We start from the raw sequence: 25114 nt of genomic DNA, 5'->3' as shown, positions 1-25114 counted from the left end.
TTAAGTTCAGTTAACAAATAACGCGCAGCCATTTCGGTTGCGCGTTTTTTTTCGCAAATTTTTTACGTTCCGGTCGCGATACTGGCGCCATTCAGTCGATGGTGGATAAACAAGATGAACAAATTAACGGTGCTGTTGTTGGCGCTGCTGACACTGCCGCTGCAAGCTTCAGAGTATCTGATTGGACAAATGCAGCCGTGGTCGCAAGTGGTGATAAAAGCGGAAGTGGACGGCGTTGTGGCCGCCATCGATGCCGAGCTGGGCGATCACGTTGAAGCCGGGCAACTGCTGTTGCAGTTTGAAGCGACCGACGCCCGCTTACAGCAGCAACTCGCCACTGCCAATGTGGCGCTAGCGGCGGCGGATCACCGCCACAAAGCCAAGCAGCTAGAACGGTTGCAGCAACTTAGCCAGCAGCACACCATTGCCATCGCCGAACGTGACGAGCAGTGGCGCCAAGTGGATGTTAGCCACAGTCAATTGCAAGTGGAGCAACAGTATTTGCAGATTGCCGAGCGGCAATTGGCTAAACATCAACTGCGGGCGCCTGCGGCGGCTGCGGTCGTCGCCCGATACGCTGAGGTTGGTCAGCGCTATAGCGTTGGTGATCCGCTGTTGTTGCTGGCGGATCTGCGCCAGCTGCGGGTACAAGCCTTCGCGGTTGAACAAGACATTACCAGTCTCAGTGTCGGCCAGATGTTGTGCGTCAGCGTTGACTCGTTGCCGCCACGCCAGTTGCCGATAGCGCGGATCGCGGCAGCGCCGGCGGTTGATGGCCGTGGCTATCTGTTGGAACTGGACTGGGATAACCATGACGGTGCGCTCCGCTCCGGCTATCGAGCGGAGTTGAGTCTGCCGCAGCAGGGACAATGCGTGATGGGGACAGAACGATGAATGCACTGGCAGCGATCCTGTCGCGGCGCTGGTTGGCCAATGTGCTCACCGTCGCATTGATGCTGGTTGGTGGGTTAGCGCTGTGGCAGCTGCCGATGGCGGAAAAGCCGGTGATTGATGCCGGTGAAGTCACCATTACCACTGACTATCCCGGCGCTTCCGCCGAGGAGGTGGAAGCCAACGTCACCGCCAAGCTTGAAGAGCAGCTGTTAAGCGTTGCCGGTATCGACCAATTTACCTCCAGCTCTGGCGCCGGCTCATCGCGGATCGAGGTGCGTATTGATCCTGCGGTTAGCGATCTTGATGAGGTCTATCAAGCCATTCGTGATGCGGTTAATCGGGTCACCGACTTGCCCGTAGAGGTCACCGAGCAGCCGTTGGTGTGGATTAAGAAATCCTCCAATTTGGATTTTATGGTGGTCGGCATTGGCTCTGATCTGCCTTATGCCGAGCTACGGACCCAAGCGCGGCAATTGGAGCTGCAACTGCGGCGACTGTCTGGCATTGGCGAGGTGCTGCCAATTGATCTGCGCCAGCGTGAGTTTTGGATCGAACTGGAACCGGCGCAATTGAGCCGCTATCAGCTGACTGCCACCGAAGTGGCTGACGCTATTGCCCAGTACAACTTGCTGAGTACCGCGGGCAGTATCGATGCCGCCAAGCAGCAGTTGGAAATCGTGCTGGAGGCCAAACTGGATTCGGTAGAGAAGCTGGCGGCACTGCCATTGCAACAACAACCGTTAGTACGGCTGGGGGATGTCGCCAGCATCCATGATGGCTTTGAACGGCAACAAAGTCTGTCGTTAATCAATGGCAAGCGCAGTATCGGGTTTGATCTGCGCGCCGCCGAAGGCGCCGATGTGGTTGCCACCTCCGAAGCAGTGCGGGCGCTGCTGGCCGCTCAGCAGCAGCGGCTGGGCAGTGACTATCAGTTGGCGGTCGGGTTTGATGTCGCCAATGAAATTCGCGCTCGGTTTGAGATGGTCAAAATCAACGGCCTCAGCGGCTTGGCGCTGGTGCTGCTGGTGTTGGCACTGGTACTGCACCGCCGCTTGGCGCCGTGGGTGGCGCTGTCGATCCCGTTTTGCTTGCTTGGCACCATTGCGGTACTGGCAGCGATGGGGCAGATCCTCGACAGCTACACCATGGCGGCGCTGATTCTAATTATCGGTATCGTGGTTGATGACTCAGTGGTGATCAGCGAGCGGATCAGCGCCAATTTGCAGCAGCAACCGCCATTGGCTGCGGTATTAAGCGCGATTAAACAGGTGGCACCGGCGATTGCGGTATCGATTGTCACCACCATCATCGCCTTCTTGCCGCTGCTGTGGTTGCCTGGCGATACCGGCAAGTTGCTGTATGTGATGCCGTTGACCATCAGTATCGCTTTGGCATTTTCGTTTTTAGACGCCACTGTAGTTGTACCGGCGCATCTGCTGCGGCAATGTTCTGGCACAGCGCCGGCCACCGCCACTCTGCCAGCGTGGATGCGCCGTTTGCAGCAAGGACTGACGCCGTTGATCGCCGCCGCGCTGGATCGTCCCAAGCGCACCATTGTGGCAGTGTTAGTGCTGGCGACAGTGGCGATTGCGGCGGTCGGACAGCGGTTGCCGCTGCTGTTCTTCCCCACCGATGGCGCCTATTTGGTGGCGATCTCTGCCAGCATGCCGGCGGATCTTAGTCTTGAGCAAAGCTGGCAATTGGCACAGCAAGTCGATCAGATGCTGCAAGACAGTAGCGATGTCGTCGGCTGGTATGGCGAAGTTAATGAAACCAGCGGCAACTGGGAGATCAGTTTAAGCCCGGCCGGCCAGCGAACCACCAGCGCTGAAGCGTGGGTGCAGCGTTGGCAGCAGCAAAGCCAAAGTTGGGGGCTGAATTTAGAGTTTGATGTTGATGGCGGTGGGCCGCCGGGACAGCGGCCAGTGGATCTGCGGATCGTTGGTGGCAGTGATAAAGAGCGCCAGCAGTTGGCCGAAGCGGTGGTAGCGAAACTGGCCAACATCAACGGCGTGATCGCGCCGCAGTTGTCGCAATACCCGCCGGTGGCACAACTCAATGCCGAAGCACCACCGCAGTGGTTGCAACAACAACGCATATCCCCGGATCAAGTCAGTTCGCTGCTGCGATTGGCGATCGAGGGGCAACATGTGTCGCGGCTGTTTATTGACGATGAAGAGGTGCGTTATCGGCTGGTACTGGAGGATAACGATCGCAGCCCGTCAGAGTTGGCACCGCTGCTGCTGCGTAACAGCGACGGTCAGTTGGTGCAGTTAGGGCAGTTGCTGCGCTGGCATCGCAGCGAACGGGCGGAAGCGTTTGAGCATCACAATGGCCTACGGTCGCTGCGAGTGTCGGCACAGATCGACAGCAGCCAAACCGATCCGCTGACGGTTGAACAGGCGCTGCTTAGCCAGTTTGCTGATTACAGTGGCAGTGCCCAACTGATTAGTGTTAGCCAAGCCCAAGAAACTCGTGATTCGATGCAAGCATTGGCGCTTAGTTTGCTGCTGGCGTTGTTGGCAATGCTGCTGGCGATGGTGTTGTTGTTCGATGAATGGCTAACGCCGCTATTAGCGCTGTTGGTGATGCCAGCGGCAGTGGCGGTGGCGCTGCTGCTGCTGTGGTTGCATGGTAAGCCACTGAGCTTTTTTGCCTGCATTGGTTTGTTAGGAATGACCGGGGTGGTGGTTAACAACGCCTTAGTACTGCTGTACCACTATCGGCAGCTGAATTGGCCGTCACAGTCGTCACAGTGGCCGGCGATGTTGCTGGAGGGCGCCATCAGTCGGGTGCGGCCGATGTTGATCACCACCTTAACCACAGTCGCAGGGCTGTTGCCGCTGGCCTACGGCATTGGTGGCTATGATAATTTGATGTCGCCAATTGCCTTGGTGATTGGCTGGGGCACCGGTTTGTCGGCACCGCTGGTATTGCTGCTAGTTCCGGCGGGGTATCTGCTCAAGCTGCGTTGGCAACATCGTGGTTAAATTGGCTAATAGCTATTGGCTTTGACCAAAATATAAACATGGCAATCTGGTTAAATCCGTTATTAATCATGCTGTTAATTGTTGGCCTGAAACTTGACTGACCGATGGCTGCTTGCTTTAACCATCACTACAAGGAGTTGCTTATGTCGGTTTGGAGTTCAGTTCGCGCAGCGGTCATCGCCACGCTGATGTTGCCATTGGCGGTATTGCCGGTGGCGGCGGTCGATTTTGATTTTAGTAATCAGCATTGTCAGATGGCACTGGGTCACGATGTGCAGGTATCGCCAACCAAATTGGTGATCAGCGATACCCAGCAGCAGCGTTACCGATTTGAGCAAGGGCAACTGTATGTTGATGGCCAAGCGGTGCAGTTAACCCCGCAGCAGCGTCAACAACTGCAGCAATTCCAACAACGGCTATTGGACGGTTCGCAAGAGTTGTTGGCGCTGGTGAACGACGCGTTGACCCTAGCGGCGGGGGTGATCAGCGGCATCATGCAAGAGTTTCAGTTAGAGCAAGATCAGCCGGATCAATGGTTGGCAAAACTGCAGCAGCATATTGAGGGTGGGCTCAGCGTTAACGATGGCGAATATCATTTAACGGCCGCTGGCATCGACAGCAGTGGCGAACAGCTTGGGGATGCCATCGGTGCTGAGATCGAACAAGCGATCACCAGCAACATTGGCCAACTTCTGATCACCGTAGGGCAATCGCTCAGTGACGGTGAAGGCAGCTTTGAACAGCGGCTTGAGGCATTTGCCCAGTCGATGGAGCAGATGGGCGAGCGCATTGAACAGCAGGTCGAGCAGCAAGGCCAGCAACTGGAGCAGCGCGGCCAACAACTGTGTGATCAATGGCAACAGATCCAGCAGCAAGAGTCGCAGTTGCATCAAGCGCTGCCGCAGCTTAAAGCGTATCCGATAATCGATGTCGCTGATAACGAGCTGACATGGCTGCGCTGATTACCGCAATGAGCGGGATTCAAACGGCCATTGTTGAGGTTGGCGGTGTATAATCTCGCCATAATTTGAAAAAAAAGCGGTGATATCAATATCACCGCTTTTTTTTGGCCGATAGCAACGCCACAATAGCGACAGTTTTAAAGGGGAGTGTTATGCGCGAGTTGTTGGAACCGATTGTTATCTTTACCCACGTGGTGCGGGCGCAGGGCTTTTCTGCCGCCGCCCGTAAGCTTGGGATCTCTAAATCGAAGGTCAGCAGTCAAATCAGCATGTTGGAGCAGCGCCTTGGGGTGCAGTTGGTACAACGGACGACTCGCTCCCTAAGTTTGACCGAGAGCGGCGAGCTGCTATATGGCCACAGCGAAGTGCTGTTGCGGGATCTCGATCAGGCGATTGCCAGCGTGCAGGATCTGCAAAAAGAGATCCGCGGGGTGCTGCGTGTTGGTATTACCCAAGCCTTCGGTGCCATGTACCTGATGCCACTGCTGCCAAAGTTTATGGCCCAGCACCCAGAGCTGGAGCTGGAAGTCAGCTTCTTGGATCACAAAGTCGATGTGGTAGCTGAAGGGTTGGATCTGCTGTTGACCATGTCAGAGCAGTTGCCGCTGGGGATGGTGGCGCGGCCGATTCTGGACTGTGAGTTTGTGTTGGTGGCTTCGCCGGACTATCTGGCCGAGCATGGGGTGCCGTACCACCCAGAGCAATTAAACCAGCACAACTGTTTGGTGTACAAAAGCGAATGGTATGAGCACGGCAACTGGGAGTTTTCTCAGGGCGACGATAAGTATGAGATCCGAGTAAAGGGTAATTACCGTGTCGATGATGCGCCAGCGCTGAAAGATGCCGCCATCCGAGGTATGGGGGTGGTCTACCTGGCGACTTACCTGTTAGAAGATGAACTGAGCAATGGTCAGTTGGTGCAACTGCTGCCGGAATGGCAACTGGATCATCAACTGAGCCTGCAAGCGGTCTACCCACGTCGTCAGCATCTGCCGCCGAAAGTGCGCGCCTTTGTCGACTTCGTTCGCGGCCATTTTGGCAAGGATCTGCCAGCCTAAGCGAACTGAGTGTTCGTCAAACCAAACAAAAGCCAACCGTTCGAGGTTGGCTTTTTGTTTATCTGCATGAAAATAAACAGATTTAACTGTTTTAGTGTGTGATTGTTGGCAACTGGCGGTGTAACCATTTTGTGATAGTTGCCGCCGGGTACACTTGAGGCCATCGCTGCGCTAGATACAATGGCGACATCAACCGAGGGGGACCCAGAGGCGGAAGTAACGCATCGGTCACTGCAATGCTCGGTACACAGGGCAGCAATCAGCGCAAAGACGCTGAGCACTGTGAAGAAATTACAACTCCGTACCCTACAATTCGGCGAAGTAATTAAAGCGACAGGCCGCGCAAAAAATAACAACAAGCCTGCACTAATAAAAATAAGAAATTGAAAGGAGCCCTCGCGGCTCCTTTTTCTTCGCCGCGACTTACCTATATGTCATTAGAAGCGCCGCCGTGCTACCACGCTCCACTGCCAATCGTCGACATTCGGATCATTGCTGATCGGTCGGGCGAAATCTAAGTGCAGCACGTTGCGGCCACCGTAACTGATGTAAAAACGCAGGCCGATGCCGACGCTTTGTAAGGTGCCAGTGGGGTTATCGATGTAGGGCGAATCGCCGCCAGCGCGGCCGATATCATAAAAGGTGGCAGCGGCGATCTCGGCTAACTGCCAGACGGTAATATTGGGGTAGTAGCGCAGTTCGCTGCTAAGCAAATTACGATATTGGCCGTGCTGGTATTGCAGTGGAAAACCGCGCAGACCGACATCTTCATCCAATACTAACGGCTTATCGATTGGCAGGTTGTCACTCCATTTAGCCTGCCAGCGCCAAAACGCACGCCAATCCTCAGCAAAGCTCCAATACAGCCGATTATCGACGGTCAGGGTTTTACTGGCTTGTTCAGCTTCGGGCAGTTCCAGCCATTCAAGCGCCGTTAACCACAACCAGTCCTGATTGAGTCGGGTGCCCTTGTTGAGCTGCAGTTGCAGATACTGATTTTGGTTGTTGTTGGCGACCTCCCAGCCCAGCCGGATATCGCTGCTCCAGCCTAAATTGATGTCTTCGGTGGCGTTGATTAAGAAGATATTTTGCATCCGTTCAAAGCGTTCTTGCTGCCAAGCAAAACCGCCCCACAGCACGGTCATTTGCCGGTCTTGCGGGGTGACAACGGTGTCTGTGACGGCGCGAAAACGGTGCTCTTCGCCAAACAAACCGATACGCCAACGCTGGCTTTGATGACGCCACAGCGTCGGCGCCCAGCCATACCAGCCACCATAATGACGGCTGTGTTGCTCGAACCGGTTGGCCTGATCGTTGCCTTGGTTGATGCTGTCAATGCGCAGATTGTCATCGAAGATAAAATGGTTGGCATGGGCAGTTTGGCTGCTGACAAAAGGACGGCCGACTTCCGCCAGATAACGCTCGCCGTCTTCGCTGTCGGCCAAGATCAGTTGGCCATAGTGCTTGTCCCAGCCATAAATAGCGGAGCGCAAACGTAACTGATAGCCACTACGCTGATAATCGTCGAAATAGATAATTTCGCTGTCGATGCCGTAGCCCAGTAAATTGCTGTCGCGCAGTCCCAATTCCATCTCGTTTTCGCCGGCACTGCGGCTGAATTCGAAAATTGGCAACAGTGACCAGGTGTCCCAGGTTTGCACGACCACTTGCTCATCGCTGTGGCGGCTGACTTTGGCATCGCGAAAGTAGCGCAGATCGCGCAGATGGCGTTCGATTTCGTAAAGGGCCTCGTCGCTGTTATCGCATTGCGGGAAGTTGGCTAACTCGGTGGCAACGGTGCGCTCTTTGGTGACGATATGCAGTTGATTGCCGAGCTGGTGAAACCACGCATAGTCGGCGTCGTTGGGATCGAAGACGTTATGGCGTTGTTGCCTAAATTCCAATGGCTTACACCGTTCATCTGCGGCGTTGACAGTGGCTAGGCTTAGGGTAAGTATTAGCGCCTCAAACAATGGCATCATCCATGATGGGTTATTACTCAATGATGGCTGCAATTGCGGTGAATTGCACCTCGCCGCGGTTTCTTGCGCTAGCGCAAGAGATTGTCACGTTTGCTAGATTGCGCGGCAAAAGCGATTGAATCTGGCAGCTAAGTAAATAATCTTTAAGACAAATTTTAATGAGGCGGTCATCTCGGCCGCCACTAACGGAGAATGACGATGGATCAACAACAGATGGAACAATTGATGGCGCAGGCGCCAGAACTTGCGATCACCTACGGCACCAAACTGCTGCTGGCGGTAGTGATCTTCATTATTGGTCGTTGGGCTGCGGGTTTACTGGCCAACCTGTCTCGCAAATTGATGAACAAGCGCAAGCTCGATAGTACTGTTGTCGGCTTTATTGGCAACATCGTGTACGCGTTGGTGCTGGTGGTGACCCTGATTGCGGTGCTGGGCCAGCTTGGGGTGCAAACAGCGTCTTTGGTGGCGGTTGTCGGTGCTGCTGGTTTGGCGGTTGGTCTGGCGCTGCAAGGCTCGCTGTCAAACTTCGCCTCTGGTGTATTGTTGGTGGCGTTCCGTCCTGCCCGTGCCGGTGATTACATTGAAGCCGCTGGTGTTGCCGGTACCGTTGAAGAGATCAATATTTTCTCGACCACCTTGGTTACCCCAGATAACAAGCGCATCACCTGCCCGAACTCAGCCATCATGAATGGCGTCATTGTTAACTACAGCGCCAAAGATACCCGTCGTGTCGATTTGACCATCGGCGTCTCTTACGATTCTGATTTGGCGACGGTGAAGGAAGTGCTGGCTAAAGTGGTCGCTGCGAACGAGCTGGTACTGAAAGATCCAGAAGTAACCATCGAAGTGGGCGCGCTGGGTGCGTCTTCGGTCGACTTCGTGGTGCGTCCATGGTGTCGTTCTGGTGATTACTGGACCGTATTTTTTGGCCTGCAAGCGGCGATTAAGCTGGAGCTGGATAAAGCTGGTATCGTGATCCCATACCCACAGATGGATCTGCACGTTCAACAGCTGCCAAAGCAAGACTAACAGCAAGACCAAGCCCCAGCTAAGTCTGGGGCTTTTTCTTGGGTGAACGATCGTAACAACAACAAGGCCCCGCCGAGTTACCTCGGCGGGGCCTTGTTGATGGTATCTGGATTCGACGGTCCGATACCGAGTATGACTGCAGTGATGATGAAATCTACCGAGTAAGGCGCTAACTCGAACCGGTAGGGAGATGTCTGCAATCACACCTCTGCTTGACTGCGGCCATTATGCCGCTGAGACCGACAATTGAGTAGCGATCAAATATCACATTCACATTAATCTAATTAATTTGAAGGCGGAGGGTAGGGTTTTTTGCCGCAGTTTTAAGCAGGATATCCCTTTGGGGATGGCACTATCATCGATATCAATCATGTGATTGTTTTCACTGATTTTGAATGGTGGCGTGTTGATGTTTGCTGTTCAGAATTTGGTCGAGGATAGCAGCAGTCAATCGAGGATTGCGATTGAAGACATAGTGGCTCTACGTCGAAATCGTATGACGAAGAGTGACGGTTGCCAGTTCGACCCTGCAAGGCGCCCTTCGGTGACCAATAAAAGTTCAATTGCCTAACCAAGTTCAATTTACTGTTAAACAGCTTCAACAACAGGCGCGAAAATATATAGCAAAGGTCAACACGCCCTTCGCTCTAGATCGCTATTTGTGGCCACGGCTTATGCTAATCTGCCGCAATATTTTGATGATGATGGCGACTACGATGTTTGATTTTCGTTCCGATACCGTGACTCAACCGACGGCGGCAATGCGTGCGGCGATGGCCAATGCCGAGGTTGGCGACGACGTTTATGGTGATGATCCTACGGTTAATGATCTGCAAGCGTACGCAGCGGATTTAGCTGGCTTTGAGGCGGCACTGTTTACCGCATCCGGCACCCAAGCCAACCTGTTGGCGTTGATGAGTCACTGCGGTCGCGGTGATGAATATATCTGTGGCCAAGAAGCGCACAACTATAAATATGAGGCCGGAGGGGCGGCGGTGTTGGGCTCGATTCAGCCGCAACCGCTAACCAACCAAGCCGACGGCACGATTTTACTGAGCGACATTGAAGCGGCGATCAAACCGAAAGACATTCATTTTGCTCAAAGCCGACTTATCAGCTTAGAAAACACCATTGGTGGCAAAGTGCTGCCTATGGAATATCTGGCGCAAGCGCAGCAATTGGCGTTTGATAAAAAGCTAAAACTGCATCTGGATGGGGCGCGGATCTTTAACGCCTGTAGCGAACTGAACGTGCCACTGCACAGCATTGCTCAGCACTTTGATTCCTTCACCATCTGTTTATCCAAAGGCTTGGGAGCGCCGGTGGGATCGCTGCTGCTGGGGGATGAAGCGTTTATCGAACGCGCCCGTCGTTTGCGCAAGTTAGTCGGTGGGGCGATGCGACAGGCCGGCGTGTTGGCCGCCGCTGGCAAGTTAGCGCTGACCGAACAAACTGCACGACTGGCTGATGATCACGCCAATGCCGCTTATTTGGCACAAGGGTTAGCCCAGTTAAATCAGGTCGAACTGGGTTACCAAGCTACCAATATGGTGTTTGCCCGTTTTAATCACGCTGATCTGGCTGGCCTCAACCAGCAGTTGCTGGAAGCCGGAGTCAAAGTATCGATGGCAGCCAATATGCGTTTAGTGCTGCACAAAGACATCGATCGCAGCGGCGTTGATGCCTTGCTTGAAGTACTGCGGCGTCACGATTAACGCTCTAATAACCAAAAATGCTGCCAATCGGCAGCATTTTTTGTATTTGGTTGGCCAATCCTGCAGCCGAGTTAGCAGCAGCTGGCTATCCGCTCTGGGCGGTCATTGCCCATTTGCTGCAGACGCTCGGTCGCCTGTGCCAGCGCTTCTGGGCAGCTGTGGCTAGCTTGTTCGATCACCTGTTTCGCCCACTGTGGTAGCTGTGGATGCAGTTGGTAAAACACCCACAAACCTTGGCGGCGGTCTTGCAGCAAACCGATTTGCCGAAGTTGCGCTAAGTGTCGAGAGATCTTTGGCTGACTTTGCGCCAACGCCGAGGTTAACTCACAAACGCACAGTTCCTGTTCCTGATGGATCATCAAAATGCTGTGCAGCCGAGTTTCATCGGCCATCGCTTTAAAGAACTGTACCGCTTCCATTATTACGCCTAACTAACCTGTGGGCGGCTACTATAACAAAAGTTGGTTGAATTGAGGCTGTTTGTCAGTGAAGTTGTTCCGCTGATCGGGCAGTGGCAATGAAGGAGGGAAACATGACCGAGCAAAAGGCACCATGGCATCTGTATCTGGTGGCGGTGGTGGGCGTGATTTGGAACAGTGGTGGCGCCTTTGATTACCTGATGACACAAACTCAAAATCCGGACTACATGGCGCAGTTTACCCCGGCACAGTTGGCGTTCTTTTATGGCTTACCGACGTTTGTTGTCGCTTGCTGGGCGATAGCGGTATGGGGCGGCGTGCTCGGCTGTTTGTTGTTACTGCTGCGGCAACGACTAGCGGCGCCGGTATTGGCGTTGTCGTGGCTATGCATGACTTTTACTGCGGTTCGCAACTACGGATTTAGTGATGGGATGAAGGTGATTGGCGATCCGGTATCGCTCGCCTTTAGCGCCGCCATTTTTGTGATAGCGCTGGCGTTGGCCATCTATGCCTACCGTCTCAGTGCGCGCGGGGTTTTACGCTAACCTCGCCAGCGCGTACAATCGCCGCCTTTATTCGACAATCGGCGGTGCCAATGCTTTCAACCATGCCGCTGCTTCGATGCAGCGAACACCCTGCCCACATTGTTGGTGGCAGTGAGCAAGTGCGCCATGCGGTGCGGGCAATCATCACCCACCAAGATAAGATTTTGCTGCTCTACACCCGCCGTTATGATGACTACAGTCTGCCGGGCGGCGGCGTTGATGCTGGCGAATCGTTACAGCAAGCGCTGCTGCGGGAGGTGGTCGAGGAGACCGGCGCCCGTAATGTGGCGATTGTCGAGGCATTAGGGCGCTACGAAGAGCTGCGCCCGTGGTACAAAGACGATGCCGATAATCAGCGCATCCACTCGTACTGCTATTGGTGCCATGCCGATTCTGAGCTTGGCCAAAATCAGCTGGAAGATTACGAACAAGCTAATGGCATGGTGCCCGTGTGGCTGCCGCTGGCGGAGGCGATTGCCCACAATCAGCGGATCATCGCAGCCAGCGATAAAGCGGGCTTGAGTGTCGAACGCGAACTGTGGTTGCTGCAGCTGATCCAACAGCGTCTGGCGACAGTTGCGGCAGTTTAATATTGATTTGATAGAGAAGTTGTTATGGCAAATGGCTTTCACTTGGCAATTTTAGCTTTGGCACAAACTGCGATGGCCGAGCTTGCCCAGGGCAAACAGGCCGGCAAGGTGCCAGCGAACCCGACCTCAGAGGCGCATTTTTTTAGTGCTTGGGTGACGCGGGCGATTAAAACCCAACGTTTTCCAACCAGCTGCGCTAAGCAGCTATTAGCTTGGCAAAAATCCGCTCGCACCAGCGGTGCCAGCGCCGGTTTAAAGTGGCAGTTTGAACAGATCATTGCCACCTATCAGCCACTGTTAGAGCAACCAGTGCTGATCAGCAAGGCATTGCTGGAACAGCTGTTTAGCGAGTTACAGCAGCAGGATTGGTACGTTGAGCGTGACTATCCGGTGACTCGTAAGGTCAGTCATCATACCGATGGCCAACACTCATTGGTGATCTGCTGTGAACAGTGGGGCAAAGCGATCGATGCCGACGGACTGTTGCAAAAGCCGTTGTCGTTGTATGTCCGTGGTGATGTGCGCCAGTTAGTGCAATTAGCGTGGCAACATGGGCTGTTATTGCACAAAGTGACCGATTACAAATCGCTGGTGAAATACCACGGTGAATACCTGATCTATCCGGCCAATGCCGGTACCACGGTGGCAGAGTTTAACTGAAGCTCAGATAGCACAAAGGCGCCGTTAGGCGCCTTTGTGCTGCAATGGTTAACGACTTAGTCGTTACGCACGCTGTAACCGCCAGCGAAGATCAGCGGCGAGAAAGAGCGATCCAAAGTCTTGCTGTGGTAAGACGGCATGCGCATCTGCTCGCTGAAGCGTACGGTGTCGCCCACTTTTACTGCAGATTGTGGTGCAGCGGCCCAGATCTCGGCACCCGCTTCTTCAATCTTTACGTAGGTGTAGCCACCGCCGTTGATGGTTTCCAGCACCTTACCTTGGTGTGGCAGATCCATAGCGGCAACGGAAGTGGAGGCAGCGAACGCGGCCACGCCGATCATTTTCAGAACAGTCTTGATCATGGGAATACCTGTGCAGTGATGCTTTGTTAATGGCGGAATTTAACCAGTGTCGGGCGGGGTCTGTCTCGCACAGTTCTTAAGAACTGTTAGCCAAATCACGGCTTGTTCGCTACCGTCGTTAAAAACGTTAACTTAGCCCGTCTATCGTGGTTTGTTAGGGAACTTATTGGAGGGAACTCAAATGAACATTAAATTGGTATTGCCGGCGTTGCTCGGACTTACTCTGCTCGGCGGTTGCAGTGATAACAAAGGCGAAGTCAGCCTGGGCTGGTTCACCACCAAAGACGTGGTGATCCGCGATTTTGCCGATCCGAAAGTGCCAGGGGTGACCTGTCATGTGGCCTCGGTTGAAGCGGATCTGTCGCTGGCCGATCCCTCGAACTCGTCCATCTCTTGCCGCCAAACCGGTGAGATTTTCTTAGACAATATCGATGCCATCGATAAGTCAGACAACGGCGAATTGGTGTTTAAGCAGAGCAAAAGTGTGCTGTTTAAATCGCTGAAAGTGCGCCGGATCTTCGATGCTGAAAATCAAACTTTGCTGTACCTGTCGTACTCCACCAAAGAGAGCTCTGGCAGTTACAAACATTCGCTTTCCACCGTGTCGTTGTGGGGCAGCAAAGCCTACCAAGCGCAGCGACAGGTTAATTAATCAGAGGTATCCATGTCCGATCTATTGGGCCTAAGCCACCAACAACAGCAGCAAGCGGCAGAGCGCATCAATCAACTACGGGCTGAACGCGGTTTGTCGATGGCTGAAGCGGTGAAAATCGTGGTGGCCGAGCTAAAAGCCCAGCACCAAGAGCAACAGTAGCTTGCTGTAATCACAAAACCGGCCGATTGGCCGGTTTTGTGGTTTGTTGACGGGGGAATTATTGCGCCTGCGTTTGGCGGATATCCATGATCGGCATGGCGCCGTCGCCCATCATCATCGTTGGCAGTTTGCCATCCCAGCTTTGGGCTTCGGTTAGCTTGACGATCAGCGGGTTGTTTTTCAGGGCTTTGGCTTTGGCCTCAATCGCCGCGGCTTCCGCTTTACCTTTCAGTTCAATCGCCGTCGCTTCCGCTTCGGCGACCTTTAAGATCCCTTTGGCTTGGGCATCGGCGGTGTTGACCGCCCGCAGCGCCTCAAGTCGTTGCCGTTCCAGCTTGTGTTCCTCGGCGGCGGCGAGGTTTTTCTCGGTCTGTTTTACTTCAATCGAGTTGATGTATTTTTGCGGCAGAACGATGTTCTCAATCTGAATGTTGTCCACCACCACTGGAAAGGCCGCCATCTCTTCGGTAAGGCGCCGTTCAATCCCTTGAATCGCCGAGGCGCGGTCTTGGATCAGCTGCTCCGCTTCAAATTGCGGGATGGTGTCTTTGGTGGCGGAGCGGAAACGTGGGTCGAGGATCCGCTGCTCGAATTGGCTGAGGCCGCCATAGCGCTTAAACAGATCCAGCGCCGCCTCTTTGTTGACCGTCCAGTTAACCGAAACCTCGATGGTTACCGGCATCTGCTCCTTGGTGCTCGAAGCCATTCTCTCGGCATTTTTGCGGGTGCGAACCTCAATCATCTCCACCGTTTCAATAAATGGGATCTTAAAGTGCAGACCGGGATTCTCTTGATGCTTGGCTTCGCCAAAGCGTTTGACCACGCCAACGTGGCCCTCAATAACGATGTAATAGGATTTAAAGATCAGCAGGGCAATAATCAGCAGCGGCGCAAATTTAAGTAACCCGCTTGGTAATGGTGTTTTTCGCATCGACAACTCCTTTTGTAAAAGGCGCTAACCTGCCAGTGCGCTGCCATGATTCCAAGGGTGAGCGGTAGATTGCTGGCAACAACGATGGAATTGTCGGTTTCCCCTTAGGTTATCCAGTGGATCTGTTTTCAAATAAAAATGCCGCAGAGGTTAAGGCCATATCTCTGCGGCATTTTTGATTCAGGTTTTCGCGGGTAGCTGTCAGTTATGGCGACCGTAGGGCCACCACAGTTGGCGATCGCTGCCCATTGAACGATAAGCGGCAATTTGCGCTTGAGTATCTGGGCGAATCAAAAACGCTTCAAACTGTTTGGCCAGCGCTTCGTTAACGCCATTTACCTTGTCGGCACGGACTACTGAAGTCGCCATTACCCGGTGCAGCAGGGCGCCATCAGCAACCAAAATATCCAGCTTGGAATCGGTCTGATCGGCGTAGCGTAAAAATGGGATAGCCCCCCAGATAAAGTAGGCTTGCTGCTGCTCCGCTACTTTGGCGGCACGCTTCTTGGCGGCTTTGTTGTCGCTGCGCTTCGACAATGGCTCGGCGACGCCGGTTTCAGCATGCAGATAGGCGTCGATAAATTTAGGCCCAGGCAGCTGATTGGCCACAAACTTGGCGTCGCTGGCAGCCAGCTTTTTATAGGCTTCTGGCGCGGATAGGCCGCGAATGCCAACTGGATCATTTTTCGGGCCGATGATCGCCGCTTGGTTGGCAAATACCATCGTTGGCCAATGGCCTAAGCCGTCCATGACAAACTTTTCCATGCCGCTTTTGCCGTAGTGCGACAGCACCAGATCGGCTTGGCCTTGAACGCCGCGTTGATGCGGTGAACCAGAGGAGTGCAGTTCGACTTCAATCCCGGTTTGTTGGGTAAACTGCTGACTAAGATGAGCCATCAACCCGCTGTATTCAGGGGTTTTTACCATGGCAATGCGAACGGTGTCGGCAGCGCTAACGCTGTAGCTGCACAGCAGCAGCGCGCCGCTAACTAATAGGCTTAATTTGGATTTCATTATTGGCTCTTAATAAACAATCCGAGCGCTGGGCTCGGATTGCTTGAGTTATCTAAACCAGATTACTGGGCAGAGAAGGTTGGCCACACTGGGTAGAACAGTGGGGTACCGTCGTTCACTTTGCCGTCGAAGGTCAGCAGGAACTGCTGGATTTCGTCGCTACGCAGGAAATCAGACAGCGCCTTGGCACCTTCGTTGTTCACGCCAGGGTGACGGGCAGGGTTGGCTTCCATCACGATGTAAGGGCGACGCATCAGTGGATCCTTATCAACCAGGATCTCCATCTCTGGGTGTGGCTTCCACTTACCAACAAACACTGGCATCCGGCCGGTGATGATGTAAGCGTTTTGCTTGGCTACTTCATCCAGAACGTTGCTGCCACCTTTGAGGTTGTCTTTCAGAACCCAGTCACCCATCGGTTTGATGCCGGCTTTCTTCCACAGACCGTGGCCAACTTCACGTGGGCCAATGCCACGGAAATCGATCCAGTTGCTTTCGGTTGCGGCAATGCGGCGCATCGCTTCAACGCCATCGTTCAGACCACGGATGTTGGCCGGATCGCTTTTCGGGCCCCAGATAACGATGTCGTTACGGGTCCATGGGTACATGTTGATACCGTGGCCATCGGCCACCAGATCGGTGGTGATGTCGCCGGAGTGCATGGTCAGCAGATCCGCTTGGCCATCGCGGAACAGCGGCGCCAGTTTGGTGCGGACGCTGGACTTGATGGTTTTTACTTCGTAATCGGTTTGCGCTTCAAAGCGCTTGGTGATCTCTGGCCACAGACCGGAGTAGCTCATGCCGCCGATCAGTGCCACGCGGATCACTTTAGGATCGTTGGCTTCTGGGTATTGCTGGCTGGATTCAGTGCTGGTGCTGGCGCAGCCCATCATGGTGCTGGCGGCCAATACCACCAGCGCAAGTTGTTTCAGTTTCATCGTCATTCCCTAATTAAAACGCGTATTTAACAGACAGCATCCACTCACGGCCTGGGCGTGGCAGATACAGAGATTGTTCGTAGTTTTCGTCCAGCAGGTTGTCGACTCGCAACTGCCACGACAGACCTTCAATCGGCAACTTTTGAGTCAGAGCCAAATTAACCAAGGTGTAGTTATCCAGATCGAACTGCTTTTCAGTACCGTTTACTTTTTTGTATTGCACCGCATTGCGGTTGTGCTCGGCCTCGGCAAACAGGGTGAACTGCCATGGCAAGTGCCATTTCAGGTTGGTGCTGAAGCTGTGCTCTGGGCGACCTTGCAATTGGGATTTTTCGCTGTCGGCGCCACGGTTTTGGGCATCCAAATAGCCGTAGCCGAACGCCAGTTGAACGTCGTCGGTCAAATCGTAATTAACCGCAGTGTTGACCCCGAAGAAGCGGTACTCTTCGAAGTTTTCATAGCGATCATCGTTGTTTTCGTTTTTCTCGATGTAATCGTCGATATCACTTAGGTACACCGACATATCCAGTTCAAGCGCAGAACCGAGCTGTTGGTTTAAGCCCAGTTCGTAGTGCATTGAGGTTTCAACGTCGAGATCAGGATTGCCTTTACCGGCTTCAAACATTTGACGCAGATCGGGGTAACGGACCCGACGTGCGGTCGAGGCAAACAGGCGGCTGTCGTCGTTCAACTGCCAGTAGCCGGACAGGGACGCGGCGTATTGCAGCTTGTTGTCGATGTCGCTGTGGTACAGCGCGCCACCGGCTACCATCCCAAGGCCGTTATCGCCTTGGAACTGGTATTCACCGACCAAATCCACTTGGTTGATGCTTTCGTCAGTATGATTTGGGGTGTTGCTACCTGAGCCAGAACCACCACCGGAACCAGAACCACCGCCGGAGCCAGAACCGCCGCCTGAGCCAGAACCACCGCCGGAGCCAGAACCGCCACCGGAGCCAGAAGCGCCACCAGCACGTAATTTGTCAGATGAGGCTTGCCACAGTTCGGATTCCCAACTGCTGTGGCGGGCTGCCACGGCGGTGGTGAAGGTGTGCTGGTCGTTGCTGTACACCAACTGTAAGTTACCGCCGATGGTCTGGGTGGTGCTGGCTTCGTGGGAGGTCAGCTCATCAAAGCTCAGATCTTTGTAGCGATTGGTGTCGCGCTGATCTTCAGCAAAGTAGGCAAAGCCGCGGATGGTGTGGGTGTCATTCAACTGGTGGTTGAGGGTGCCCTGGACGCTGTAGGCGCGCAGATCTTCAACTCGCTCGTTTTTAGCTTTGCTATTGCCGCTGCCGCCACCAGTGCCGCCGCCACCGCCGCCGCCCGCACCGCCGCCAATACCGCCAGTGGTGCTCTTGGTAACTTCGTCAGGTGCACCAAATTCGCCGGTTTGGTAGCTCAGGTTTAGGCCCAGACGGGTGGCATCGCTGGTGTGCCATGCCATTGCCGCGGTACCCGCTTGGCTTTCAGTATCGCTGTTGTTTCGACGATGGTCGCTTTCACCTACGGTCGGTTCAAAGTCATCAGACAGGCGGTAGTCATCGGCTTTTTCGCCGCTGTAGCTGCCGAAGATTTCGAAATCATCGGTGCTGGTCGCGCCAGAGATCGAGGCTTTGTAGCGGTCGTCGTTACCGGCGCCAAACTCCACTTCGAAGGCGTCAGCCATGCTGCCCTGTTTGGTGATGACGTTGATGGCACCACCCGCGGCACCGCTGCCGTACAACAGTGAGGCGCTGCCGCCTGCGGTCAGTTGCACTTCGGCGATTTGTGATACTGGGATCAGCTGCGGATCAAATTGGCTGGAGAACGGGCTGTTCATTGGGATGCCGTTCAGCAGGAACATCACATGGCGGGACTTGTAGCCACGAATGTCGATCTGCGGCACGCCTTGACCACCGACTTTCAATGAGATCCCCGGCAGCGATTGCAGTGCTTGCGCTAGGTTAGAGATCCCTTGCAACTGCATCTCTTCAAAAGTCAGCGATACGGTTGGGGTTGAAAGTTGTTGGGCGCTGGGTTTTTCGCCGTAGACCACAATGGTCTCTGGCGAGGTGGCGATCTGCGCCTGGGCGCAACCACTGGCTGCAATCGCCATGGCGAGCAGAGATTTACGAAACATCAAAGCATCCTTTTCGCTGCATCGTTAGTTGCTGCGCTAGGACGAATTGGCCACGGCACAAACGATGCAAGTGTTGTGATTTCGAGCAGCGATGTTACTGATGAATCGAATTTATTTTGGCGTTCGAGTTGCAACCTTGCGATCTTGATCGACTGTTGATTACCGAAAATTACAGTCTCATTCGATTGTGTCTGGTTTGGTGGTATTTAATGTCGCAACTGGTGTTTTGTGACCAATGCCTTAAAGACGAATTGTCGCGAGGCTAACGGTGTTCAGAGGAAAAAAAACCAGCGTTAAACGCTGGTTTTTAAGGGCATTCGCCGTGGTGGCTTTACCAAGGCAGTTGTTCGCCGTTGAACACCACAAAGGTGCCGCTGTTGGTTTCATCCAGTTCGTCGATGCGCTCAATCATGCCGCGCACGCTCTCCTCGGTAGTGAAGGTCGCGTTGCTGCCGCCCATGTCGGTTTGCACCCAGCCAGGGTGCAGTGCCAGAGTCTTTACGCCGTACTCGGCCAGATCGCGGCTGGCGCAGCGCAGCAGTTGGTTTAAGCCCACCTTAGAGGTGCGGTAAGCCAGCATATTGCCGCTGCCGTTGTCGTCGATGCTGGCGATGCGGCTGCTGATGCCAACGATCGCTTTGCGCTCGGAGGCGATAACGTGGGCTTTAAACGCCTTGATCATCAGCGCTGGCGCCACGGTGTTGATGTTCAGTACATCCAAGAAACGTTGTTGATCCAGCTTGTCCCAGGTGTCGCAATCGTCGCCCAGCACCCCAGCGTTATTCAGCAGCAGATCAATCGGCTGCCCGGCCAACTTAGCCGCCAAAGCGTTGATGCTGTGTTCATCGGTTACCGCCAACGCTTCAATCTGAATGTTGCTGTGCGCTTGCGCTAAGGCGCTGAGCTCCGCCGCCTGCTGCGGATCGCGACAGGTGGCGATCACCTGCCAGTTCGCTGCCGCATATTGACGAACAAACTCGAAACCCAGACCGCGATTAGCGCCGGTAATTAGCACGGTAGCCATAGCTATACCTCATGTGATTGATTCAAAACAAAGTTGCTGCCGGGCATTGTGTTACTAAGGCCGATAACGACAACAAAAATTGCTCCGCCTCCGAATTAAACTGCAGTCAACTTCACAAGTTACTTGGGTTTTTGTGATCTGTAACGATGCGATTGGCTGCTGGCGCAAGCTTGAGTTCAGCGCCGTTGGTTAAGGTGGGTGGTCACTTGCTAACCAGTGTAGGGGGAAACATGAGTTTGGTTTCAATGCCGTTTGCTGGCGGCAGTGCCGATACGGTGCTGCATGTGGCGGCGACAGTGATGATGGTGGCGGTGGTTGGTGCCGCGTTGTACGGCTTCTGGAAGCTGCACGAGATGCCATTGCACCACGCCAAAAAGAATGAACATCGGCAATTAGCGCTGATCACCGTGTTGACGTGGATTGGCTTTATTTGGCACTGGGTATGGGTGCTGGCGGTGATCATCGCCTTTATCGATGGTGCCGCGATACTGCGCAGCGTTCGTGATATCTGGCGTGAACCAACGCCACCAGCACAGCCGGAGGGTGACCATGATTGAAGGCTTGGCGGTATGGGCAGCGTTTATCTATCTGCTGCGACTACTTGGGGTGCCATGGAACAAACCGTTTCAGCTGTTCGCTTTTGGCGGTGGTTTTAGCTGGCTGGTGTTCGTATGGATTGGCCTGCTTAATTACACGCCGATGGATCTTTCCGGCGGCTCGTTCGTGCAGTCGCCACGAATTCAGCTTCGTCCCGGTGATACTCAGGTGCGTGGCCAGATCAGCGAAATTTACATCAGCCCCAATCAAAAACTGCAGGCGGGGCAGTTGGTTTATCAAATCGATCCGCAGCCTTATCAAATTGCGTTAGAGCGGGCGCAAGCGCAGTTGGCGATCGCCAAGGCCCAGTGGCAAAGCGCCGAAGCGCAAATCGACATCAGTGAGGTTGATGCCCAAGCGGCCCAGCATCAGGTCGATGCGTTGGCTGGCGAGCTACAAGCCGCCAAGATGGAACTGGCACTGCAGCAGAGCACCAGCGAGCGTTACCAACAGCAAAATCGCGGCGCTGCCAATACCATCTCAGCGATTGAGATGGAGCAACAGCAAAGTCGTCAGCAGCAAGCCGCAGCAACCGTGGTGGCGCTGCAAGCGTCGTTGCAGCAAGGACGCGCTAACGCCGACAACGCCATCAATCAAATTGCCTTGGCCAAGGCCAATGCGATCACCGCCGAGGCGGACAGCAACCGTGCTACCCAAGACGTTGAACAAGCCCGTTGGCGCTTGCAGCAAACCACGGTGCGGGCACCGATGGATGGTTACGTCACCAACTTTATTGCCCGCCCGGGGCAGATGGTGGCGCTGATCCCGCGATTGCAGATGTACACCAATGAAAAGTACGTGCTGATGCGGGTTAATCACCAAGCGATCCGTAACATTAAGGTTGGCAGTGCGGCCGAGTTCGCCACCCCGGTGTATCCGGGCAAAGTGTTCGCCGCTGAAGTGGAGGGGATCATCGAGGCCACCGGCGAATCGCAAGCTAACTTGCTGGGATTGGAAGAGGGGGTCCGCAGTAACACCGCGCAGAACGCCCGCAACAAGCACCATTTCGTGCGTTTGAAACTGGTCGAGCCGGAAGGTTACGACATTCCGGTGGGGGCTGTAGGGTTGGCGTGGGTCTCTGGCGAGAAGCCGATCGCCTTTATGGGCTTCTTGGATGTTATTCGCGGCATCATCTTGCGGATGAAAGCCCAGCTTTACTTCGTTTATTCGATATGATCGTCTCGGGTTAATCCTCACAACGGAGCCATTCGGCTCCGTTTTTATTGCGCTGCCCGATGTAGTTGCCGCACAAAATTGGCGGCTGCTGCTATGCCTATTTCGAGATAACTCCGCCAGCGCTTGCGGTGCCTCACACAATCACATTTCTGCCGCCAATAACGGGAACCGACACCTAGGGGGCCGAGGTCATAATCGGCGTTATTGTTGTTGTCTATTTCGTTGTTATGACTCTGATTGAATCGATTTCGCTGCTGCTGGGACTGACCTACGCTGGCAGTCTGCTCTATTTTGGTGGGCAAAAATGGGGCGCCGCGGCGATGGCGTTGATGCTGTTGGCGGCACTGCTGGCCGCTATGGTGTGGCCATTGCTGCTGGGGGCTCTGATCGCCGCCGGTTTGTATGGCCTGCTGTTAACGTTCAAGCCGCAACTGGCCAAAGGCGAGGGCCGTGAAAATGCCATTCGCGAACCGATAGCGCACTTCTTTGGGCTATCGATGTTACTGGTGGGGCTGCAGTATCTGGCTTACCACTTAGCCCTGATGAATGGCTTCGGCGGCTACCTGACCCGTCCTGATGTGGTTGATGCGTTTTTGCCATTGGCCGGCGGCATCGAAATCAAAGCGATCGTTACCCTTGGGCTTTGGGATCAGGCACACCCCGCAGCGGCAGTGATGCTGTTTACCGTGATGCTGAGCGCCGTGGTCTGTAAGCGGGCGTTTTGTGGCTGGGCTTGTCCGTTGGGGTTGGCGGGCACTTACTTGTATAAGCTGCGTAAGCGCTTTATCAAAGGCGATGCACTGCCGCCGGCGTGGATTGACTGGCCGCTGCGAATGGTCAAATACCTGCTGTTTGTGGCGCTCTGTTATCTGGTGATCTTCGGTTTGCCGACCATGGCATTACCGGGTTATCTCTCTGGCCACTATCACCTGATGGCCGATGCCAAGATGGGGGCGTTTTTCTTAAAGCCGACGCTGATCTCCGGCACCGTCATTGCGCTGATTTTATTGCTGGCGGCGTGGCAGCAGCAGGGCTTTTGCCGTTACCTGTGCCCGTACGGTGCCGGCCTCGGTTTGCTGAGCATGCTTAGTCCATTTAAGGTGCGCCGTAATGTCGATGCCTGTTTGATCAACAGCAAAGGAATGAAGTGCGATAAGTGCAGCCGCGCTTGTCCGGCACGCATTGCGGTACATCAGCGCATTACCGTGCGCAGTGATGAGTGCCAAGCGTGCTTGCGCTGCGTCTCGGCTTGCCCAAAGAAAGAGGCGTTGGCCTTGTCGAGTCGCTGGGGTTGGCAGTTGTCGGCGCGCGGCGTGGCCGTGGTGATGATGCTGTTGTTGTTTGCGCTGCCGCTGGCGGCTTTTATCGGCGGTTTCTGGCACAGCGCGGTGACCGATGAGATCCGCGCTTACTTATTGCCCTATCTGCATCAACTGGGTATGTGACTGAAAAGTAGAGTCATTTGACTCGGGATTTTAGGAATTGCCGCCAAAGCTTACGCTTGGCGGCATTTTTGTTGATTCAACAATAAAAAACTTCGTTTTTTCTATCACTAAAGTGTTAGCCGGTTCGCCAGTCGAAGCCAGTTCAAGAGTCATTACACAGATTTCAACAAAGACAAAATGTCGCAATTGCAGTCGCTACGGGCTCGCGGTTTGGAATCACTTCCACCCCTAATCTAAACCCATCTCTTAAATAGGGTTTTGATGAAATGACTGAAGTAAATCAACAAGCTCGCCGCCGTTTCCTAAAAGGTTTGGGCGTTGCAGGTGCCGCAGCTGCTACTGCTGCTCCAATGGCGGCTTTCGCCAACACTTCCGCTGAAGGCGTGAAGTGGGACAAGACCGTAGACGTTGCCATCATTGGTTCCGGTTTTGCCGGTCTGGCTGCCGGTATTGAAGCCAAGCGTAAAGGCGCCAAGAGCGTTACCATCTTTGAAAAGATGGGCGTATTTGGTGGTAACTCCGCCATCAACGGTGGCCTGTTTGCAGCGCCAAACACCCCAATGCAAAAGCAAGAGGGCGTTAAGGACTCCGTTGAGCAGATGGTTGCTGACCAGCTGGCTGCAGGCCGTGGTATCGCTGATGAGACTCTGCTGCGCCATGTAGCCGAGCACGCCGCCGAAGCGCTGCAACTGACCATCGAAGCCGGTGCTGAATATCACCCATACCTGCAACAACTGGGCGGTCACGCGGTAGCGCGTACTTACCAGACCACCGTATCTTGCGGTGCTGGTATCACTCAGCCGCTGCTGAAATTGGCTCGTAAAGAGGGCGTTGAAGCAGTAGCACGTATCAAGTTTGAAGGTTTCGTAACCGGTAAAGACGGTAAAATCGAAGGCTTCAAGGCGCGTGAAAACTACTACTTTGGCGACGAAAAGAGCGGCAAAGTGATCTTCGTTCGTGCCCTGCGCGGCGTGATCATGGCCACCGGTGGTTTTGCCCAAAACATCAACCTGCGTATGGCGCAAGATCCAACTTTGACTGGCGAAGTGGGTTGTACCAACCACAAAGGTGCGACCGGTGAAGCGATGCTAGAGATGTTCCGCATGGGCGCTATTCCAGTGCACCTAGCGCACATCCAGTCTGGTCCTTGGGCTTCCCCAGACGAAGGTGGTTTCGGTTACGTGTCTAACTACTCCATCTACAACTTCCCGCACTCTATCGCGGTTGATACCCAAACCGGTAAGCGTTTCATGAACGAAATCGCCGACCGTAAGACCCGTGCTGATGCAGAGCTGAACTGTCGTGATGCCGAAGGCAACCCAATGCCACCGATCATGATCACCTCTTGGAAGCACGCTGACGAGCATCCGAACGCTAAGAAAGTACTGAAGTACAACGTTGGCTGGAAGTTCGATTCTCTAGAAGCGCTGGCTAAGCACTTTAACGTGCCGCTAAAGGCACTGCAGCAGCAGGTTGACGAGTACAACGGCTACGTTAAATCCGGTGTTGATGCGCAGTTCGGTAAGAACATGGCTGAAGCCAAAGGTAAGTTCCTGGAAGCGCCATTCTCCGTGGTTCGTCTGTGGCCAAAAGTACACTACTGCCAAGGCGGTGTGCAGATCACCAAAGACGCCCGTGTACTGGACTCTATCACTGGTCAACCAATCCCGAACCTGTTCGCAGCCGGTGAAGTAGCTGGCGGCATCCACGGCGTAAGCCGTCTGGGTAGCTGCTCCATCCCTGAGTGTATGGTGATGGGTATGACTGCAGCACGCTCGGTAATGGGCGCGTAAGCCAAACCGCTTAGAGGAATATACAGATGAAAAAACTACTGACTGTTGCCG

General features: G+C 54.2%; 23 protein-coding genes. 15 read left to right on the top strand and 8 right to left on the bottom strand.

Going from position 1 to position 25114, the window contains the following annotated elements; genetic code table 11:
• Window positions 1–114: 114 nt before the first annotated feature.
• The 4 genes from G506_RS0107560 (at window position 115) to G506_RS19170 (ending at window position 5904) form a co-directional block, all read left to right on the top strand.
• On the top strand, window positions 115–894 hold the full coding sequence (locus tag G506_RS0107560; protein WP_028116333.1) for an efflux RND transporter periplasmic adaptor subunit: 780 nt from the start codon (window positions 115–117) through the stop codon (window positions 892–894).
• Window positions 891–3884 carry an efflux RND transporter permease subunit gene (locus G506_RS0107555; RefSeq protein ID WP_028116332.1) on the top strand — a complete coding sequence of 998 codons (2994 nt, stop codon included), beginning with the start codon at window positions 891–893 and terminating at the stop codon, window positions 3882–3884. The genes G506_RS0107560 and G506_RS0107555 overlap by 4 nt, the downstream gene beginning before the upstream one ends.
• A gap of 143 nt (window positions 3885–4027) precedes the next feature.
• Window positions 4028–4846, top strand: a complete 819-nt coding sequence (locus G506_RS0107550; RefSeq protein ID WP_169628083.1) for a DUF2884 family protein — start codon at window positions 4028–4030, stop codon at window positions 4844–4846.
• A 152-nt stretch (window positions 4847–4998) separates the two neighbouring features.
• A complete protein-coding gene (locus tag G506_RS19170; protein ID WP_035387141.1) occupies window positions 4999–5904 on the top strand; it encodes a LysR family transcriptional regulator in 906 nt (301 codons plus the stop codon).
• Window positions 5905–6341: 437 nt separating this feature from the next.
• Here G506_RS19170 and G506_RS0107535 read toward each other — a convergent pair whose 3' ends face one another.
• On the bottom strand, window positions 6342–7907 hold the full coding sequence (locus G506_RS0107535) for a ShlB/FhaC/HecB family protein (protein ID WP_156904838.1): 1566 nt from the start codon (window positions 7905–7907) through the stop codon (window positions 6342–6344).
• A gap of 177 nt (window positions 7908–8084) precedes the next feature.
• On the opposite strand from G506_RS0107535, the gene G506_RS0107530 reads away from it, so the two are divergent.
• Both G506_RS0107530 and ltaE read left to right on the top strand, forming a co-directional pair.
• Window positions 8085–8918, top strand: a complete 834-nt coding sequence (locus tag G506_RS0107530; RefSeq protein ID WP_035387153.1) for a mechanosensitive ion channel family protein — start codon at window positions 8085–8087, stop codon at window positions 8916–8918.
• A 716-nt stretch (window positions 8919–9634) separates the two neighbouring features.
• Window positions 9635–10633, top strand: a complete 999-nt coding sequence (gene ltaE, locus G506_RS0107525) for a low-specificity L-threonine aldolase (protein ID WP_028116328.1) — start codon at window positions 9635–9637, stop codon at window positions 10631–10633.
• A gap of 71 nt (window positions 10634–10704) precedes the next feature.
• Here ltaE and G506_RS0107520 read toward each other — a convergent pair whose 3' ends face one another.
• The gene (locus tag G506_RS0107520) at window positions 10705–11052 is read right to left on the bottom strand and encodes a metalloregulator ArsR/SmtB family transcription factor (protein ID WP_028116327.1); all 348 of its coding nucleotides are present in this window, start codon (window positions 11050–11052) and stop codon (window positions 10705–10707) included.
• A gap of 113 nt (window positions 11053–11165) precedes the next feature.
• Here G506_RS0107520 and G506_RS0107515 point away from each other — a divergent pair, with 113 nt between their 5' ends.
• The 3 genes from G506_RS0107515 (at window position 11166) to G506_RS0107505 (ending at window position 12847) form a co-directional block, all read left to right on the top strand.
• Window positions 11166–11597, top strand: coding sequence for a hypothetical protein (locus G506_RS0107515; protein ID WP_028116326.1), 432 nt, complete (start codon window positions 11166–11168; stop codon window positions 11595–11597).
• A gap of 62 nt (window positions 11598–11659) precedes the next feature.
• Window positions 11660–12187, top strand: coding sequence for an NUDIX hydrolase (locus tag G506_RS0107510; RefSeq protein ID WP_028116325.1), 528 nt, complete (start codon window positions 11660–11662; stop codon window positions 12185–12187).
• Between the two features lie 24 nt (window positions 12188–12211).
• The gene (locus G506_RS0107505; RefSeq protein ID WP_035387139.1) at window positions 12212–12847 is read left to right on the top strand and encodes a DUF2913 family protein; all 636 of its coding nucleotides are present in this window, start codon (window positions 12212–12214) and stop codon (window positions 12845–12847) included.
• Window positions 12848–12903: 56 nt separating this feature from the next.
• On the opposite strand, the gene G506_RS0107500 is transcribed toward G506_RS0107505, so the two are convergent.
• Window positions 12904–13209, bottom strand: a complete 306-nt coding sequence (locus G506_RS0107500) for a hypothetical protein (protein WP_028116323.1) — start codon at window positions 13207–13209, stop codon at window positions 12904–12906.
• Between the two features lie 181 nt (window positions 13210–13390).
• On the opposite strand from G506_RS0107500, the gene G506_RS0107495 reads away from it, so the two are divergent.
• Window positions 13391–13861 (top strand): CreA family protein, encoded by a 471-nt coding sequence (locus G506_RS0107495; RefSeq protein ID WP_205619485.1) that lies wholly within the window; start codon window positions 13391–13393, stop codon window positions 13859–13861.
• Window positions 13862–13873: 12 nt separating this feature from the next.
• The gene (locus G506_RS20670) at window positions 13874–14023 is read left to right on the top strand and encodes a YoaH family protein (protein ID WP_084631240.1); all 150 of its coding nucleotides are present in this window, start codon (window positions 13874–13876) and stop codon (window positions 14021–14023) included.
• A gap of 58 nt (window positions 14024–14081) precedes the next feature.
• On the opposite strand, the gene G506_RS0107485 is transcribed toward G506_RS20670, so the two are convergent.
• The 5 genes from G506_RS0107485 to G506_RS0107460 form a co-directional block, all read right to left on the bottom strand.
• On the bottom strand, window positions 14082–14954 hold the full coding sequence (locus G506_RS0107485; RefSeq protein ID WP_028116321.1) for a prohibitin family protein: 873 nt from the start codon (window positions 14952–14954) through the stop codon (window positions 14082–14084).
• 201 nt (window positions 14955–15155) lie between these two features.
• The gene (locus G506_RS0107480) at window positions 15156–15968 is read right to left on the bottom strand and encodes a substrate-binding domain-containing protein (RefSeq protein ID WP_028116320.1); all 813 of its coding nucleotides are present in this window, start codon (window positions 15966–15968) and stop codon (window positions 15156–15158) included.
• Window positions 15969–16030: 62 nt separating this feature from the next.
• A complete protein-coding gene (locus tag G506_RS0107475; protein ID WP_051201981.1) occupies window positions 16031–16906 on the bottom strand; it encodes an ABC transporter substrate-binding protein in 876 nt (291 codons plus the stop codon).
• Window positions 16907–16919: 13 nt separating this feature from the next.
• Window positions 16920–19028, bottom strand: coding sequence for a TonB-dependent receptor (locus G506_RS0107470; protein ID WP_028116318.1), 2109 nt, complete (start codon window positions 19026–19028; stop codon window positions 16920–16922).
• Window positions 19029–19359: 331 nt separating this feature from the next.
• Window positions 19360–20052, bottom strand: a complete 693-nt coding sequence (locus tag G506_RS0107460) for an SDR family oxidoreductase (RefSeq protein ID WP_028116317.1) — start codon at window positions 20050–20052, stop codon at window positions 19360–19362.
• Window positions 20053–20282: 230 nt separating this feature from the next.
• Here G506_RS0107460 and G506_RS0107455 point away from each other — a divergent pair, with 230 nt between their 5' ends.
• The 4 genes from G506_RS0107455 (at window position 20283) to ardA (ending at window position 25063) form a co-directional block, all read left to right on the top strand.
• Complete coding sequence (locus tag G506_RS0107455) at window positions 20283–20609, top strand: MFS transporter (protein ID WP_028116316.1); 327 nt, start codon at window positions 20283–20285, stop codon at window positions 20607–20609.
• On the top strand, window positions 20602–21825 hold the full coding sequence (locus G506_RS0107450; RefSeq protein WP_028116315.1) for an HlyD family secretion protein: 1224 nt from the start codon (window positions 20602–20604) through the stop codon (window positions 21823–21825). The genes G506_RS0107455 and G506_RS0107450 overlap by 8 nt, the downstream gene beginning before the upstream one ends.
• Before the next feature lie 227 nt (window positions 21826–22052).
• Entirely contained in the window at window positions 22053–23270 is a 1218-nt protein-coding gene (locus G506_RS0107445) for a 4Fe-4S binding protein (RefSeq protein ID WP_028116314.1), read from the top strand.
• A 266-nt stretch (window positions 23271–23536) separates the two neighbouring features.
• Window positions 23537–25063 carry an acrylate reductase flavoprotein subunit ArdA gene (gene ardA / locus G506_RS0107440; protein WP_028116313.1) on the top strand — a complete coding sequence of 509 codons (1527 nt, stop codon included), beginning with the start codon at window positions 23537–23539 and terminating at the stop codon, window positions 25061–25063.
• The last annotated feature ends 51 nt before the right edge of the window (window positions 25064–25114 follow it).

Source organism: Ferrimonas senticii DSM 18821, from assembly GCF_000422665.1.
GTDB classification, from domain to species: Bacteria; Pseudomonadota; Gammaproteobacteria; order Enterobacterales; family Shewanellaceae; genus Ferrimonas; species Ferrimonas senticii.
Note: the sequence above shows the minus strand (reverse complement) of the source record. Positions and strands in the feature narration are given on the sequence as shown.

Coding starts and splice junctions, on each gene's coding strand:
- G506_RS0107485 (WP_028116321.1), bottom strand. CDS start 14,954: ATGCGAAAAACACCATTACCAAGCGGGTTACTTAAATTTGCGCCGCTG.
- ltaE (WP_028116328.1), top strand. CDS start 9,635: ATGTTTGATTTTCGTTCCGATACCGTGACTCAACCGACGGCGGCAATG.
- G506_RS0107510 (WP_028116325.1), top strand. CDS start 11,660: ATGCCGCTGCTTCGATGCAGCGAACACCCTGCCCACATTGTTGGTGGC.
- G506_RS0107450 (WP_028116315.1), top strand. CDS start 20,602: ATGATTGAAGGCTTGGCGGTATGGGCAGCGTTTATCTATCTGCTGCGA.
- G506_RS0107550 (WP_169628083.1), top strand. CDS start 4,028: ATGTCGGTTTGGAGTTCAGTTCGCGCAGCGGTCATCGCCACGCTGATG.
- G506_RS0107505 (WP_035387139.1), top strand. CDS start 12,212: ATGGCAAATGGCTTTCACTTGGCAATTTTAGCTTTGGCACAAACTGCG.
- G506_RS0107470 (WP_028116318.1), bottom strand. CDS start 19,028: ATGTTTCGTAAATCTCTGCTCGCCATGGCGATTGCAGCCAGTGGTTGC.
- G506_RS20670 (WP_084631240.1), top strand. CDS start 13,874: ATGTCCGATCTATTGGGCCTAAGCCACCAACAACAGCAGCAAGCGGCA.
- G506_RS0107475 (WP_051201981.1), bottom strand. CDS start 16,906: ATGAAACTGAAACAACTTGCGCTGGTGGTATTGGCCGCCAGCACCATG.
- G506_RS0107515 (WP_028116326.1), top strand. CDS start 11,166: ATGACCGAGCAAAAGGCACCATGGCATCTGTATCTGGTGGCGGTGGTG.
- G506_RS0107455 (WP_028116316.1), top strand. CDS start 20,283: ATGAGTTTGGTTTCAATGCCGTTTGCTGGCGGCAGTGCCGATACGGTG.
- G506_RS0107445 (WP_028116314.1), top strand. CDS start 22,053: ATGACTCTGATTGAATCGATTTCGCTGCTGCTGGGACTGACCTACGCT.
- G506_RS0107530 (WP_035387153.1), top strand. CDS start 8,085: ATGGATCAACAACAGATGGAACAATTGATGGCGCAGGCGCCAGAACTT.
- G506_RS0107555 (WP_028116332.1), top strand. CDS start 891: ATGAATGCACTGGCAGCGATCCTGTCGCGGCGCTGGTTGGCCAATGTG.
- G506_RS0107460 (WP_028116317.1), bottom strand. CDS start 20,052: ATGGCTACCGTGCTAATTACCGGCGCTAATCGCGGTCTGGGTTTCGAG.
- G506_RS0107480 (WP_028116320.1), bottom strand. CDS start 15,968: ATGAAATCCAAATTAAGCCTATTAGTTAGCGGCGCGCTGCTGCTGTGC.
- G506_RS0107520 (WP_028116327.1), bottom strand. CDS start 11,052: ATGGAAGCGGTACAGTTCTTTAAAGCGATGGCCGATGAAACTCGGCTG.
- G506_RS0107500 (WP_028116323.1), bottom strand. CDS start 13,209: ATGATCAAGACTGTTCTGAAAATGATCGGCGTGGCCGCGTTCGCTGCC.
- G506_RS0107495 (WP_205619485.1), top strand. CDS start 13,391: ATGAACATTAAATTGGTATTGCCGGCGTTGCTCGGACTTACTCTGCTC.
- G506_RS0107560 (WP_028116333.1), top strand. CDS start 115: ATGAACAAATTAACGGTGCTGTTGTTGGCGCTGCTGACACTGCCGCTG.
- ardA (WP_028116313.1), top strand. CDS start 23,537: ATGACTGAAGTAAATCAACAAGCTCGCCGCCGTTTCCTAAAAGGTTTG.
- G506_RS19170 (WP_035387141.1), top strand. CDS start 4,999: ATGCGCGAGTTGTTGGAACCGATTGTTATCTTTACCCACGTGGTGCGG.